Source organism: Pseudoxanthomonas sp. F37, from assembly GCF_022965755.1.
Classification (GTDB): Bacteria; Pseudomonadota; Gammaproteobacteria; order Xanthomonadales; family Xanthomonadaceae; genus Pseudoxanthomonas_A.
Window position 1 is genome coordinate 1,200,619 of record NZ_CP095187.1, and the last position, 14,088, is coordinate 1,214,706.

Consider the following 14,088-nt stretch of genomic DNA (forward strand, 5'->3'; position numbering starts at 1 on the left):
GTACGGGGATGTTACGAATTTGTTGACAGTGCATTGGAGCTTCGATATGACAGCGCTGTCAACCACGGTCGGAGAGGGACCATATGCACCATACAAACCCCGCGGCGGGCATGAGCCCGCGCGCGCATCGTCACGCCCTGCGCAAGCAACAACTGGCCATGGCCTGCTGTCTGGCGCTCGCATTCCCGCTGGCCGCGCAGGCCCAGCAGGCGGCAGAGACCGCGCCCGCCGACCAGAGCGTGGAGACGCTGGACACCGTCCGCGTCACCGGCATCCGTGCCGCCATCGCGACCGCGGTCGAGACCAAGAACGAATCCACCTCGATCGTGGAAGCGATCTCCTCTGAAGACATCGGCAAGCTGCCCGACATCAGCATCGCCGATTCCATCTCGCGCCTGCCCGGCCTGACCATGCAGCGCCTCGACGGCCGCGGCCAGGTGATCCATATCCGCGGCATGTCCGAGCAGTTCGCGGGCACGCTGCTGAACGGCCGCGAACAGGTGACGACCGGCGACAACCGCGGCGTCGAACTCGATCAGTACCCGGCAGAACTGATCAATGGCGTCACCGTGTACAAGACGCCGGACGCCTCGCTGATCGGGCAGGGCATCTCCGGCACGGTCGACTTGCAGTCGATCCGCCCGTTGTCGTTCGGCGAACAGCGCATCGTGTTCACCGGCCAGGGCGAGATGAACTCGTTCGACGAGCTGACCGAAGGCGGCAACAACAAGGGTTATCGCGTGTCGGCCTCGTACGTGGACCAGTTCGCCAACGACACCGTGGGTTTCGCCATCGGCGTGGCGCGAATGGATGCGCCGTTCCAGGAGAAGCACTACAAGTCGTGGTGGTGGGCCAACACCGACATGTGGGGTGCGCCGCAGCCGGGCAAGCCCGCCGACGCGATCGCGCTGCAGGGAGCCGAAGCGTGGGTGAAGTCGCGTGACACCACGCGCGATGGCGTGATGGCCGTGCTGGAATTCAAGCCCAACGACCGCTGGCATAGCGTGCTGGACGTTTACGCTTCGCGCTTCGACCAGGAAGAGTGGATGCGCGGCGCGATGTGGAGCAACGATCCCTGGTTCAACGGCGGCGCGGTCAGCTACGACAACGTGAGCACGACGGACTACCATGGCACCCCCGTGGTCACCGGCGGCACCTTGAACGGCATCCAGCCGGCGCTCCGCAACGACAACAACACCCGTGAATCGCGTCTGTTCTCGGCGGGCTGGAACAACGAATTCAAGCTCAGCGACACCTGGACGCTGGCCACCGATGTCAGCTACTCGCGCGCCAAGGTCGAGGACTCGAAACTCGAGACCTATGCGGGCCGCCTGGGCGGCGTGTCCGCCGACTTCCGCGTGCGCCTGTCGCCCGGCTACGGCTACTACGCGCTGCCGGACATGGCCGATCCCTCCGCGGTCTACCTGCGCGACCCGCAGAACTGGGGCCACGACGGCCGCTTGGAGGACAGCCACCAGAAGGACGAAATGAAGGCCTTCCGCGTGGCCGTCAACCACGTGATCGAGTCTTCCGACTTCCTGCGCAGCTGGGATGCCGGCGTCCACGTCAGCAAGCGCACCAAGGAGAAGAGCGCGGAGGTCTACTTCGCCGACCTGCCGGGTCGCACGCCCACGCTGATCGATCCCTCCCTGCTGTCCTCGCCCACGGATCTGGGCTTCGCCGGCATGGGCCATGTCATCACTTACGACCCGCGCGCGTTGCTGTCGCGCTACTACGACGTGTACCTCAGCGAGTCCAACGACGACCTGCAGAAGGACGCGATCACCGAAGAGGACGTGAAGACGTTCTACTTCAAGGCCAACCTCGACATGGACCTCACCGATACGGTCCGCCTGCGCGGCAACGCCGGTGTGCAGTACATCCGTACCGAGCAGACCTCCGAAGGCGTGGTCATCCAGCAGAACGAGGACGGCCAGGAGCTCGTGGCCGGCACGGCGGGCGCGTCGTACGGCGACATCCTGCCCAGCCTGAACCTGGTGGCGGACTTCGGCAACGGATGGAACCTGCGCTTCGGCGCGGCCCGCGAGATGATGCGCGCTCGCATCAACGACATGGGCGCGCGCGCCAGTGTCTACGTGCAGACCTCGCAGGGCGGGCCTTCCGAATGGCGCGGCAGCGGCGGCAATCCGGCCCTCGAGCCGTACCGCGCCAATGCCTACGATCTTTCGATCGAGAAGTATTTCGGAGAAGCGAGCTACGTGGCGCTGGCGGCGTTCTACAAGGACCTGGACTCCTATATCTACACGCGCGAAATCCCCTGGGATTTCTCCGGGTACGACTACGAAGGCGATGAGCCGCCGGCGTCCAACATGGGCCTGTTCTCGACGCCGGCCAACGGCACCGGCGGCTACATGCGCGGCTACGAGTTCTCCACCGCACTCGGCGGCGAGCTGATCCACGACGCGCTCGACGGTTTCGGTCTGCTGCTCAACGCGTCGTACACCGAGTCGTCGATCGACCCCGACGGTCCGGGCATCGGTTCGGGCACCGACACGTTCCCCGGCCTGTCCAAGATCGTCGCCAATGCCACGGTGTACTACGAGAAGCATGGCTTCTCCGCACGCGTCAGCCAGCGCTTCCGTGATCCCTATCGCGGCGAATACGGGTCGATCTTCAACCAGCGCACATACCGGTACACGTTGAACGAGCGGACCATCGACCTGCAGCTGGGTTACGACTTCCCGGAGTCGAGCCGTCTGTCGGGCCTGTCGATCCTGTTCCAGGTGAACAACGTCAACAACGAACCGTTCCGCACGGAAGTGAGTTCGGGTACGCATCCGGACCTGTTCTTCCCCGAGGAGTACACCGAGTACGGCCGCCAGTACCTGCTGGGCTTCCGCTACAAGCTGTGACCGCACGCAACGTGTGAGTGCCGCAACACCTGACGGGATGCGGGGCGTGCCCCCGCATCCCGTCGGACATTCCGGCGCCGCGCAGGTTCCGTCGCGGACCGCGTGCGCGCCGCCAACACCGAGGGAGATGCGAGTGAAGTCGATCCGAATGACCCTGCTGGGGGCCGGCGTGCTGGCCTGCCTGTCGTGTACCGGCCAGAAGGATGCCGAAACCCCGCCCGCCGCCGCGGCCGCGGACGCGTCCGCCGCGCTGAAGGACTGGCCGGCGCTGACCAGCCGGTTGGCGAAGGACCCGGCCATCGAGGCACGCGTGGCCGAAATCCTGGCCAGCATGACCCTGGAGCAGAAGATCGGCCAGATGGTGCAGCCGGAGATCAAGTCGATCACGCCGGAGGAAGTGCGCCAGTACTACATCGGCTCGGTGCTGAACGGTGGCGGCTCGTGGCCGGCCAAGAACAAGCACGCCCGCGTGCAGGACTGGGTCGCGCTGGCCGACGCCTACTACGACGCCTCGATGGGCACGGATGCGAAGATCCCGGTGCCGGTGATCTGGGGCACCGATGCCGTGCACGGACACAGCAACGTCTATGGCGCCACCATCTTCCCGCACAACATCGGCCTGGGCGCCGCGCACGATGTCGAACTGATCGAGCGCATCGCCGAAGCCACCGGCCAGTCCACGCGCGCCACCGGCGTGACCTGGACGTTCGCGCCGACCGTCGCGGTCGCGCAGAACGCGCGCTGGGGACGCACCTACGAGAGCTATTCCTCCCAGCCCGCGCTGATCCGCGAATACGCCGCGGCCTACGTCAAGGGCATGCAGGGCCTGCTGGACAAGGACGGCAACGTGGTCGCCACCGCCAAGCATTTCATCGGCGACGGCGCCACCGACGGCGGCAAGGACCAGGGCAACGCGCTGGTGACGCAGGCGCAGATGATCAACGTGCACGGGCAGGGGTACTACGGTGCCATCGAGGCCGGCGTGCAGACGGTGATGGCCTCGTTCAACAGCTGGAACGACATCGCCGCCGGCACGGACTACGGCAAGATGCACGGCTCCCGCGACCTGCTGACCGTGGCGCTGAAGGAGAAGATGGGCTTCGACGGCTTCGTGGTGTCCGACTGGAACGGCATCGGCCAGGTGCCCGGTTGCACCGACGACAGCTGCGCGCAGGCGATCAACGCCGGCATCGACATGGTGATGGTGCCGGATGCATGGAAGCCGTTCATCGCCAACACCATCGCCCAGGTGAAGTCCGGCCAGATCCCGCAGGCCCGCATCGACGACGCCGTCACCCGCATCCTGCGCGTGAAGCTGCGTGCACGCCTGTGGGATCACAAGCCATCCGCCAGCCAGTTCGCCGGCAAGCCCGAGTCGCTGGTGCATCGCGACCTGGCCCGCCGCGCCGTGCGTGAGTCGCTGGTGCTGCTGAAGAACGACGGCGGCGCCCTGCCGCTGAAGAAGGGCCAGCGGGTGCTGCTGGTCGGCAAGAGCGCGGACAGCATCTCCAACCAGACCGGTGGCTGGTCGCTGACCTGGCAGGGCACGGACAACACCAATGCCGACTTCCCCAACGCCGACAGCATCGCCGCCGGCCTGCGCGAGCAACTGGGCGAGGCCAACGTCATCCTGCGCGACAGCGCCGAAGGCGTGGACCCGGCCAGCTACGACGTCATCGTCGCGGCCATCGGCGAAACGCCGTATGCCGAAACCAACGGCGACATCGTGCCGTCCGATACGATGGCGCACAGCCGTCGCCACCCCGAAGACCTGGCCGTGCTGAAGGCCGCGGCCGCCACCGGCAAGCCGGTGGTCACAGTGTTCCTGTCCGGTCGCGCGCTGTATGCGAACGATCTGATCAACCTGTCCAGCAGCTTCGTTGCGGCGTGGCTGCCGGGCACGGAAGGCAAGGGCATCACCGACGTACTGGTGGCGGGCGAGGGCGGCAAGCCGGCGCACGACTTCCGCGGCAGGCTGACGTTCCCGTGGCCCGCCGGGGCCTGCCCGAACGCCGACAGCATGCCGCAGTTCCCGTTGGACAGCGGCCTGCGTTACGGCGACACCAAGACGCTCGGCAGGCTGCCCGAGGACGCGACGGCGAGCTGCGGCGAGGCCACGGCGCTGGGCATCTTCAAGCAGTCCGACATCGCGCCCTTCACCCTGCAGATGGAAGCCGGCGGCGCGACCCAGGCCGTGGGCAACGACTTGAACGCGACCCAGCGCTGGCCGCAGGCCAAGCCCGCACTGCAGGTGGCCACCGTGCAGGTCAACACCCAGCAGGATGCCAAGGAAGTGACCTGGCTGGCGCCGGCGCGTTTCTTCGCCCGCAACCCGTCGAAGAACAACCTGGCCGCGATGGCGACGGCGCGCGGCGTGCTGCAGTTCGACGTGGTGGTCAAGCAGGCGCCGGCCAAGCCGGTGCAGTTCACCCTGGGTTGCGGTGCCGGGTGCGGCGCGAGCCTGGACCTGACCGCGACGTTCTCCGGCGACGCGGTCGGCAGGAAGCAGACCGTCAAGGTGCCGCTGGCCTGTTTCGGCAAGCTCGGCGCCGACCTGACCGGGGTGGATACGCCTTTCAGCATCACCGCCGATGCGCCCTTCGCCGCAGCCTTCACCAACATCCAGGTGGTGGCCGGCGCGGCCGATGGCGCCGACGTGGTGAAGTGCGCGCAGTAAGGCCGTTGGCGCAGCGCCCCGCGATGTCGTCGCGGGGCGCTGCCGCAGTGCAAGTTGCAATCGCGCGGCGGCTACGTAGGCTGGCCGTTCCGTCCGGATACCTTACCAGCAGGCATACCAATACATGACCACCCAAACCACCCGATGGTCGCAGTTCGGCGTGCTGATCACCGTGTTCTTCTTCTGGGGTTTCGTTGCCGCCAGCAACGACATCCTGATCCCGGTGTTCAAGAAAGCCTTCAACCTGACGCAGGCGCAAAGCCAGTACGTGGCCGTCGCGTTCTACGTGGCCTACACCGTCGGTTCGCTGATCTACGTGGCGGTATCCAAGGTCATCGGCCTGGATCTGCTCAACCGCATCGGCTACAAGAACGGCATCTGCCTGGGCCTGGTGATCTCCGCGCTGGGCACGTTGCTGTTCTATCCCGCAGCCAACACCGGTTCCTTCAGCCTCATGCTGTCCGGCCTGTTCATCGTCGGCCTCGGCTTCTCGCTGCAGCAGATCGCGGCCAACCCACTGGCGATCGTCATCGGTGATCCCAAGACCGGCGCACAGCGGCTGACGCTGGCCGGCGGCATCAACAACTTCGGCACCACCATCGGCCCGCTGCTGGTGAGCGTGGCGATCTTCGGCAGCGTGCTGTCGGGCGGCACCGAAGCCAGCATCGAAAGCGTCAAGACGCCCTACCTGGTGCTGGGCGTGGCCTTCATCCTGGTGGCGATTTTCCTGAAGTTCTCCTCGGTGCCCAACCACATCGACCTGGAGAAGCTGTCCGAATCCGAAGCGCAGGACAGCAGCAAGCTGATCCACAGGAAGTCGGCGCTGGGCTATCCGCAGCTGGTGCTGGGCATGATCGCCATCTTCGTCTACGTCGGCGTGGAAGTGTCCACCATCAGCAACCTGCCGGCCTACCTGGAGTCGTCGGAAGGCCTGGGCCTGGAGACGTCGCAGATCGCGCCGTTCGTGTCGCTGTACTGGGCCAGCCTGATGATCGGCCGCTGGGGCGGCGCCGCGGGCGCGTTCAACGTCGGCGCGGGCGCCAAGCGCTGGCTGACGCTGCTCCTGCCGTATGTGGCGTTCGGCGTGTTCCTGGCCGTCAACGCCATCATGAAGCACGAGGTCGCGCAGTTCTTCAGCTACGCCGCCGTCATCGTGCTGATGATCCTGGCCACGCTGGCGAGCAAGGGCAATCCGGCGCGCATGCTGCTGTACTTCGCCGGCTGCGGCATCGCCGCGCTGCTGGTCGGCATGTTCACCACCGGCTGGACCAGCGTGGTGGCCTTCATCAGCGTGGGTCTGTTCTGCAGCACCATGTGGCCGTGCATCTTCGCCCTGGCCATCACCGGGCTGGGGGACAAGACCAACCAGGGCAGCAGCCTGTTGATCATGATGATCATGGGCGGCGGCTTCGTCAGCCTGGCGCAAGGCCTGCTGGCCGACAAGGTGGGCGTGCATTTCAGCTTCATCGTCGGCGTGGCGTGCTTCGCCTACCTGGCGTTCTACGCCATCGCGGCCACGCGCACGCTGCGCAACCAGGGCATCGACCTGGACAAGCTCGCGGCCGGCAGCAGCCACTGAGCGCGGCGCACGCCGGCGCGAGGCCGGCGTGCATCTCCAGGCCACCGGGCGACGCTCCAGCCCGGTGGCTTTTTGTTTCCCCCTTGCATCCGGCCCGCAATGGCGCACCATCGGCCCCAGCGAGCGGCCGGCGGGGGCGGACATGGCGGCGGGAGAAGGACGCGGGGGAAAGCTGCGCCGCCGGGCACTGCGCCTGGCGCTGGCGCTGGGCGTGCTGGGTATTGGCGCATGGGCGGCGTTCCAGCTGAGTCCCTGGCCCTCGGTGCTGCTGATCCGCTGGGCGTTCGACCGGGGCGCGGCGGAAGCCAGCGAGGCGCTGCGCAAGCACCTGCCCGCGGATGTGACCGAACGCGCCGGCCTGCGTTACGACGCCGCCGATCCCGGTGCCGTGCTGGACGTCTATTTTCCGCCGAACGTACAGGGCGGCCCCGAACGACTGACCACCGTGGTGTGGGTACATGGCGGTGGCTTCGTGTCAGGCCGGCGGCAGGACGTGGCCCACTATCTGAAGATCCTGGCCGCGCGCGGTTTCGTGGTGGCCAACGTCGACTACAGCATCGCCCCCGGGGCCACCTGGCCCACGCCCACGCGCCAGGTCAATGCCGCACTGTCCTACCTGCAGGCGCACGCCGGTGCTTTGAACATCGATGCCGACCGCATCGTGCTGGCGGGCGACTCGGCCGGCGCGCAGATCGCGGCCGAGCTGGCCAATGCCATCACCTCGCCGGACCATGCGCGCCGCATCGGCATCACGCCCGCGCTGGCGCCGCGACAGCTGGGGGGCGCGCTGCTGTTCTGCGGGCCTTACGACGCCGGCCTGGTGCAGTGGGACAGCCCCTTCGCCGGTTTCATGCGGACCGTCCTGTGGTCCTACATGGGACGAAAGGATTTTCTCGATGACCCGCGGCTGGACGCCTTTTCCGTGGCGCGCCATGTCACGCCCGCCTTTCCGCCTGCCTTCATCAGCGCCGGCAATGCGGACCCGCTGGAACCGCACTCGCATGCGCTGGCCGCGGCGCTGCGGAAGCACGGCGTGCGCGTGGACACATTGTTCTTTCCCGAGGTCTACGCGCCGCCGCTGCCGCACGAATACCAGTTCAACCTGGACAGCGAAGCCGGGCGGCAGGCGATGGAGCGCAGCGTGGCGTTTCTGCACGGCCTGCGCGACGAAGGCACGGCGCCGCCACCGACGGGCGGCCGGTCAGACGGCCAGGGCTAGTGACGGGGCGTCCGCCTCGCACGCCTGCGCTGCCGGAGCGACGGCGCGCTGCCGGTCCATGTGCCGGCAGAGCATCCCGGCGCGCTGGCGGGCCCACTGCGTGGCCCAGCCGATCGCGCGCTCCTCGCACCGCACGGCCATCTCGAACGGCGCGATGTCGCCGGCTTCCACCAGTACGCGCAGCACCAGCCCTGCATTGAGGGCCCTGACCTGGGCGATGGGGACGTCGTCCAGACGCAGTTCGCAGCCCTCGGGGGTGCGGTGCCAGACGAAGCGTTCGGGGAGTGCATGCGGGGCGTTCTTCATCACGATGTCCATGGCGGGCTCCGGAAAGCGGCTGCCCAGACCTTGCGGCACCGCGCGTGCAGGCGGCGTCAAGCGATCTGCGATGACGGCCCTGTCCGGCCCGGTATTCAGCCGCAGGTGAACGACGTGGGAGAGGCGTGACGGATGGGACATGGCGAAGGCCGGTGCCAGGGCAAGACTCGCGCGTCCCTTCCGGAGTAGTGCCATGCCGTTGCGCTCGACCTGCCTGCTACTGTCGCTTGCCGCGCTGCCTGCCTTCGCGCAGGAAGCCCCCACGCGCGAGCATTTCGCCCGTCCGGGGCATGAAGCGACCTACCACGACTGGCACTACACACCGGTGGTGAAGGTGGGCCAGATGGTCATCGTGTCGGGCATTCCCGCCGCGGGGCCCGGTACCTACGAAGAGAAGGTGCGGCGCATGTTCGTGGCGCTGGGCAAGGACCTGGCGCAGGCGGGGGCGACGTATGCGGACGTGGTGGAGCTGACCACGTTCCACACGGGGCCGACGGATGCGGCCGCATTCCAGGAAGAGTTCGCGCGCTTTGCGCCCATCCACCACGAGTTCTTCCCCTCGCACTATCCTGCGTGGAGCGCCGTGGGCACGTCCGCCTTGCTGTCGCCGGGCGCGGTGGTGGAACTGCGTGCGGTGGCGATGATCGGCTCGGGGCGTGCGCCGAAGGCGGATATTCCGAAGCCGGACGCGCCCAAGCCGTGAGTGCCCGGTGCCGGTGGCGTCAGGCCACGGGCTGCAGGGCCCTCTGTTCGACATGGTCGATCAGGGGCGAACAGCGCTCGATCAGGGCGACGATCTCGGGCCGGTGCAGCGCACCGCGCTGGTCGTCGATGCTGCGCCAGAACTCGGTAACGAAGACGCCATGCGGTTCTCCGGGCACCAGGCTGATGATGTACTCCAGGCAGCCGGGCGTCTGGCAGGCGACGGTGGCCACTTCGCCCAACACGTCGATGAATGCGTCCCGTGCGCCTTCCTGCACCTTGATGAAGGTGGCCAGGCCGTAGCGGTAGGACACGGAAGTCGGGGGAGTATCCGGGTACATGGGGCCGAGTCTTGCCGGTGAGGCCCGCGGTGTCGTGGGTCGTAAGTCACGGTCGGGTCAAGGCAGGCTGCAGGCCGCGGGAGTCAACGGCATTTCGTTTCCCCTGCATGTCTGCCTCCGATGGCCGTGAGGAGTGACGGGGAGATGTCTACTGGACCCGCGGCGATTCAGAACATCGGTCGCCGCGGGGCAGGGGCGCTCCTAGAAGCGCGTGCCCGGGGGCAGGTAGCGCCACTGGCCCACCGGCACCTTCGCCAGCGCGATCCGGCCGATCCGGAGGCGGCGGATCGAGACCACCTCCAGCCCGCCTTCGCGACACCGGTGGTGCAGTTCGCCGGGTCGCACGTCCTTGACGGCGAACCGCAGCCGCACCTCGTTCTGCCAACTGACCTTGCACGGCGCCAGGCCGCGGCCCTGATAAGCGGCCGCGTGGCCGATGCGGCTCAGCGTGTACGGCCCGCTTTCGCCGCGGACTTCCACCAGGAACTCCTGCTCGATCTGCGCATAGTCCTCGGTCAGGCGGCGCCACACGCGCCCGTCCTGGCTGAGCACCATCAGTCCGCTGGCCTCGATATCCAGCGGCACCAGCGCGGTGAGGCGGTGCAGGTGGCGTTTCAACGGGCGCACGCCGCTGTCGTCGCCTGCCATGTGCGTGGCCGGCGTCGCCAGCGCAGCCGCGTCTTGCCAGGCGACGCCTTCGGGTTTGTGCAGCAGCAGCGTGGCGGGCTCGGCGGCGCCGAGTTCGGCCGCCGGATCGATCTCCACCCGTTCGTCGGTGATGGGGTGCTGCGGCGCTTCGACCGTTTCGCCATCCACCGTGACCCAGCCACCTTCGGTGTACTGCTCGGCTTCGCTGCGCGAGCAACCGGTCAGTTCTGCAACGCGCTTGGCAAGGCGGATAGGCTCGGACATGAGGACCGGAGGGCTCGGGAGGGAGAGAGGGTCGCGCCGCGCTGCGTCGCAAGAGGCGAGGGTGGCGACGGATACGAAAAAGGCCTGCATCGCTGCAGGCCTTCCGGAATCGATATGGTGGCCCGGGGCGGATTCGAACCACCGACACGCGGATTTTCAATCCGCTGCTCTACCAACTGAGCTACCAGGCCAGGATCTGTCGCAGGTCGGCTGAGCCGGTGCGAAGGTCGCAGATGATACGGATTGGCGCAGGGGATGGCAAGCCGCACCCGGGCTGAACGTGGCGCCGGCCGCTGCGCGCCGCCTGTCCACCGCCGGCGCATCATCCGCGTTGTCGAAAGCCCCACCGCAACGACAGGAATCCGCCCCATGAAACGCCTGATCCCCCTGGCCCTGCTGACCGCCACCCTGCTGGCGGGCTGCGCCACCGGCCCCAAGCTGAGCACCACCGAGAAGCTGGCCCTCTACCGTGACCACGCCGGCGAACCCGTCAAGGATTTCCGCTACTTCGGCACCCTCAATGGCTGGAGTCCCCTGGGCGATGGCGCCCTGGCCGTCTGGACCAAGCCCCGCGAAGCCTATCTGCTGGAACTGAGCGGCCGCTGCCCTGACCTGGAGTACGCCATGGCCATCCACATCACCCAGTTCGGCAACCGCGTGTCGGCGCGCTTCGACGACGTGCTGCCGCTGGGTGCCGGCACCTCCAGCATCAAGATCCCCTGCCGCATCCAGACCATCCGTCCGCTGGACGTGAAGGCCCTGCGGGCGAGCGAGAAGGAACTGCGCGAGGCGTCGACCGTGGAGCGCGAAACCGGATCCTGAAACGCCGCAACGCGCCTACGGCGTGGGCACGTAGCCCGCCGGCTTCTCCGCGCCGCCACCGAACAGGAATTTCTCCAGCTCCGCTTCCAGGAAGGCGCGGTGCTTGGGGTCGCGCGGCGACAGCCGGTTCTCGTTGATCAACATGGTCTGGTGCGCCAGCCAGGCCGCCCAGGCAGGCTTGCCGACGTTGGCGAAGATGCGCTTGCCCAGCTCGCCGGGGTAAGGCACGAAGTCCAGGCCTTCCGTTTCGCGTTGTTCGTACTGGCAGAAGACGGTGCGGGCCATCGGTCAATTCCCTAGCAGTTTGCGGATGGGCGCGGGCAGGCCCAGCGTGGCGAGTTCGCCGCGCGCCACCCAGCGTAGATCGTCATTGTCGCGCACCCGTGCGCGCAGGGCGACCTTGCGCAGCCGCAACGGCTGCAGGTGCAGGCGGTAGTGGCTGAAGGTGTGCACCAGCACCGGCAGCGCCTCGGCCGCGTCGTAGTCGCCCTCCGCCTCGCGCGCGAACCATGTGCGCAGGTCGGCGTCGGTGTCCGCCTGCGGCAGTGTCCACAGCGAGGCCCAGATGCCCGTCCCGGGCCTGCGCTGCAGCAGGATGTCGCCGGCCGCGTTTTCCAGCCAGAGCGCGCTCGCTTCGCGTTCCGGCAACGGCCTGGCGGGTTTGGGCGTGGGCAGCGCCTCGACCAGGCCGTCGCGGCGCGCCACGCAGTCGTCCTGCAGTGGACACACGGCACAGGCTGGCTTGGCGCGCGTGCACAGGGTGGCGCCGAAATCCATCTGCGCCTGGGTGTAATCGGCCAGACGACCGTCGGGCACGTCGTGCAGGTGCCGTTCCGCCAGCGCCCACAGTTGTTTCTCCACCGCCGGCAACCCGGGCCAACCCACAACGCCATGAAAGCGGGCCAGCACACGCTTGACGTTGCCGTCGAGGATGGCGAAGCGGTCGTCCCATGCCTGCGCCAGCACTGCGCCGGCGGTACTGCGGCCAATGCCCGGCAGCGCGTGCAGCGCGTCGAAGTCGCGCGGCAGTGCGCCCTCGTGGCCGGCCACGCAGGCTTTCGCCGCCGCGTGCAGGTTGCGCGCTCGGGCGTAGTAGCCCAGCCCGGCCCAATGCGCCATCACCTCGTCGGTGGACGCCGCGGCGAGGTCGGGCAGGGTGGGGAAGCGTTCGATGAAGCGCAGGAAGTACGGAACGACCGTGGCCACCTGCGTCTGCTGCAGCATGATTTCCGACAGCCATACGCGATACGGCGTGCGCGGATGCTGCCAGGGCAGGTCGTGGCGGCCGTGGCGGTCGAACCAGGCCAGCAGGCGGGCGGCGAAGGTAAGGCGGTCGGAGATCATCCGGAAATGCACCTGTAGGAGCGGCCCATGGCCGCGATGCTCTTGCGCGATCGGAAGGGGAAAGCATCGCGGCCATGGGCCGCTCCTACAGAGGATGTGGCGAGCTCAGCCGCCACCCAGCGCTTCCGGCAACAGCGCATCGACGAATGCTTCCGCATCGAACACGCGCAGGTCTTCCACGCGCTCGCCAATGCCGGCGTAGCGGATGGGAATGCCGAACTCGCGCGCCAGTGCGAACACCACCCCGCCCTTGGCCGTGCCATCCAGCTTGGTGACCACCAAGCCGGTGACGCCGACGGCCGCATGGAACTGGCGCAGCTGGGAGAGCGCGTTCTGGCCGGTGGTGCCGTCGATGACCATCAGCACCTCGTGCGGCGCGGTGTCGTCGATCTTGCCCAGCACGCGGCGGATCTTGCCCAGTTCGTTCATCAGGCCGGTCTGGGTGTGCAGGCGCCCGGCGGTGTCGGCGATCAGCACGTCGAAGCCGCGCGACCTGGCCGACTGCAATGCGTCGAAGGCGACCGAGGCGGCATCCGCATCCTGGCCCTGCGCGACCACGGGCACGCCGTTGCGTTCGCCCCAGGTCTGCAGCTGGGCCACGGCGGCGGCGCGGAAGGTATCGCCTGCGGCCAGCATCAGGCTGTGGCCCTCCTGCTTGAAGCGGCGCGCCAGCTTGCCGATGGTGGTGGTCTTGCCCACGCCGTTGACGCCCACCGTCAGCACGACGAAGGGTTTGCGGCCGGCATCGATCACCAGCGGCTTGGCCACCGGTGCGATCAGCGCGATCAGGTCGGCGCGCAAGGCCTTCAGCAACGCCTGCGCATCGGCGAACTCGCGCTCCTTCATCCGCTTGCGCAGGTCCTCGATGATCGCCGTGGTGGCGGGTACGCCCACATCGGCGGTCAGCAGCGCGGTCTCGATCTCGTCCAGCAGGTCGTCGTCCAGGCGCGGATTGCGCGTGAACAGGCCGGCCAGTCCCAGCGCGGCGCTGGTGCGGCGCAGACGGTCGCGCCAGCCGGATTTGCCCGCCGCGGCCGCGGGGACCGCATCGGCGGGCTCCGGGTCTTCGACCGGCAGGGCAGGGGCGACGGGCGCGGGCGCCGGAACGGCATCCAGGCCGGCCGCCTCCGCCAGCGGTGCCGGTGTGTCCGCCGGTCGAACGGAAGCAGGGTTTGCGTCCGCCGGCAGCGCCTCGCCCGGCGCGCGCGGGAAGGCGGCGGCGAGTTCATCGGTACTGGGGCGGGTCTTGGCGGCGTCCTGGCCGTCCTGGGGCTTCTTGCGGCGGAAAAAACCGATCATTG

12 protein-coding genes and 1 tRNA gene are annotated in these 14,088 nt (G+C 68.0%); 6 read left to right on the forward strand and 7 right to left on the reverse strand.

What is annotated here, in order from left to right; translation table 11 throughout:
* The first annotated feature begins 110 nt into the window (after positions 1-110).
* The 4 genes from MUU77_RS05550 to MUU77_RS05565 all read left to right on the forward strand — a co-directional run bounded on the left by MUU77_RS05550 (position 111) and on the right by MUU77_RS05565 (position 8,348).
* A complete protein-coding gene (locus MUU77_RS05550; protein WP_245092467.1) occupies positions 111-2,873 on the forward strand; it encodes a TonB-dependent receptor in 2,763 nt (920 codons plus the stop codon).
* A 133-nt stretch (positions 2,874-3,006) separates the two neighbouring features.
* Positions 3,007-5,550: a glycoside hydrolase family 3 protein gene (locus MUU77_RS05555; protein WP_245092469.1), complete on the forward strand. Its 2,544-nt coding sequence runs from the start codon at positions 3,007-3,009 to the stop codon at positions 5,548-5,550.
* A 124-nt stretch (positions 5,551-5,674) separates the two neighbouring features.
* Entirely contained in the window at positions 5,675-7,129 is a 1,455-nt protein-coding gene (locus MUU77_RS05560) for an MFS transporter (protein ID WP_245092471.1), read from the forward strand.
* 142 nt (positions 7,130-7,271) lie between these two features.
* Positions 7,272-8,348, forward strand: a complete 1,077-nt coding sequence (locus MUU77_RS05565) for an alpha/beta hydrolase (RefSeq protein ID WP_245092473.1) — start codon at positions 7,272-7,274, stop codon at positions 8,346-8,348.
* Here the strand turns inward: MUU77_RS05565 and MUU77_RS05570 are convergent.
* Positions 8,331-8,666, reverse strand: a complete 336-nt coding sequence (locus tag MUU77_RS05570) for a hypothetical protein (protein WP_245092475.1) — start codon at positions 8,664-8,666, stop codon at positions 8,331-8,333. The genes MUU77_RS05565 and MUU77_RS05570 overlap by 18 nt on opposite strands.
* Before the next feature lie 193 nt (positions 8,667-8,859).
* Between MUU77_RS05570 and MUU77_RS05575 the strand changes: the two genes are divergently transcribed.
* Entirely contained in the window at positions 8,860-9,369 is a 510-nt protein-coding gene (locus MUU77_RS05575) for a Rid family hydrolase (RefSeq protein ID WP_245092486.1), read from the forward strand.
* Between the two features lie 19 nt (positions 9,370-9,388).
* Here the strand turns inward: MUU77_RS05575 and MUU77_RS05580 are convergent, their stop codons facing one another.
* From MUU77_RS05580 to MUU77_RS05590, 3 genes are all read right to left on the reverse strand, one after another.
* Entirely contained in the window at positions 9,389-9,682 is a 294-nt protein-coding gene (locus MUU77_RS05580) for an antibiotic biosynthesis monooxygenase family protein (RefSeq protein WP_245092488.1), read from the reverse strand.
* 228 nt (positions 9,683-9,910) lie between these two features.
* Positions 9,911-10,621 carry an rRNA pseudouridine synthase gene (locus tag MUU77_RS05585; RefSeq protein ID WP_245092490.1) on the reverse strand — a complete coding sequence of 237 codons (711 nt, stop codon included), beginning with the start codon at positions 10,619-10,621 and terminating at the stop codon, positions 9,911-9,913.
* Positions 10,622-10,736: 115 nt separating this feature from the next.
* Positions 10,737-10,812, reverse strand: a tRNA-Phe gene (locus tag MUU77_RS05590).
* Between the two features lie 178 nt (positions 10,813-10,990).
* Here MUU77_RS05590 and MUU77_RS05595 point away from each other — a divergent pair.
* Positions 10,991-11,443 (forward strand): DUF6491 family protein, encoded by a 453-nt coding sequence (locus MUU77_RS05595; RefSeq protein WP_245092492.1) that lies wholly within the window; start codon positions 10,991-10,993, stop codon positions 11,441-11,443.
* Positions 11,444-11,458: 15 nt separating this feature from the next.
* Here the strand turns inward: MUU77_RS05595 and MUU77_RS05600 are convergent, their stop codons facing one another.
* The 3 genes from MUU77_RS05600 to ftsY all read right to left on the reverse strand — a co-directional run bounded on the left by MUU77_RS05600 (position 11,459) and on the right by ftsY (position 14,086).
* Positions 11,459-11,728 carry an oxidative damage protection protein gene (locus MUU77_RS05600; protein WP_245092494.1) on the reverse strand — a complete coding sequence of 90 codons (270 nt, stop codon included), beginning with the start codon at positions 11,726-11,728 and terminating at the stop codon, positions 11,459-11,461.
* 3 nt (positions 11,729-11,731) lie between these two features.
* The gene (gene mutY / locus MUU77_RS05605) at positions 11,732-12,787 is read right to left on the reverse strand and encodes an A/G-specific adenine glycosylase (protein ID WP_245092496.1); all 1,056 of its coding nucleotides are present in this window, start codon (positions 12,785-12,787) and stop codon (positions 11,732-11,734) included.
* A gap of 105 nt (positions 12,788-12,892) precedes the next feature.
* Positions 12,893-14,086 carry a signal recognition particle-docking protein FtsY gene (ftsY, locus tag MUU77_RS05610; protein WP_245092498.1) on the reverse strand — a complete coding sequence of 398 codons (1,194 nt, stop codon included), beginning with the start codon at positions 14,084-14,086 and terminating at the stop codon, positions 12,893-12,895.
* Positions 14,087-14,088 lie beyond the last annotated feature (2 nt).

What these genes read in the sequence shown, in the direction of transcription:
- mutY (WP_245092496.1), bottom strand. Translation starts at nt 12,787, where the DNA reads ATGATCTCCGACCGCCTTACCTTCGCCGCCCGCCTGCTGGCCTGGTTC.
- MUU77_RS05600 (WP_245092494.1), bottom strand. Translation starts at nt 11,728, where the DNA reads ATGGCCCGCACCGTCTTCTGCCAGTACGAACAACGCGAAACGGAAGGC.
- MUU77_RS05550 (WP_245092467.1), top strand. Translation starts at nt 111, where the DNA reads ATGAGCCCGCGCGCGCATCGTCACGCCCTGCGCAAGCAACAACTGGCC.
- MUU77_RS05595 (WP_245092492.1), top strand. Translation starts at nt 10,991, where the DNA reads ATGAAACGCCTGATCCCCCTGGCCCTGCTGACCGCCACCCTGCTGGCG.
- MUU77_RS05575 (WP_245092486.1), top strand. Translation starts at nt 8,860, where the DNA reads ATGCCGTTGCGCTCGACCTGCCTGCTACTGTCGCTTGCCGCGCTGCCT.
- ftsY (WP_245092498.1), bottom strand. Translation starts at nt 14,086, where the DNA reads ATGATCGGTTTTTTCCGCCGCAAGAAGCCCCAGGACGGCCAGGACGCC.
- MUU77_RS05560 (WP_245092471.1), top strand. Translation starts at nt 5,675, where the DNA reads ATGACCACCCAAACCACCCGATGGTCGCAGTTCGGCGTGCTGATCACC.
- MUU77_RS05585 (WP_245092490.1), bottom strand. Translation starts at nt 10,621, where the DNA reads ATGTCCGAGCCTATCCGCCTTGCCAAGCGCGTTGCAGAACTGACCGGT.
- MUU77_RS05570 (WP_245092475.1), bottom strand. Translation starts at nt 8,666, where the DNA reads ATGGACATCGTGATGAAGAACGCCCCGCATGCACTCCCCGAACGCTTC.
- MUU77_RS05565 (WP_245092473.1), top strand. Translation starts at nt 7,272, where the DNA reads ATGGCGGCGGGAGAAGGACGCGGGGGAAAGCTGCGCCGCCGGGCACTG.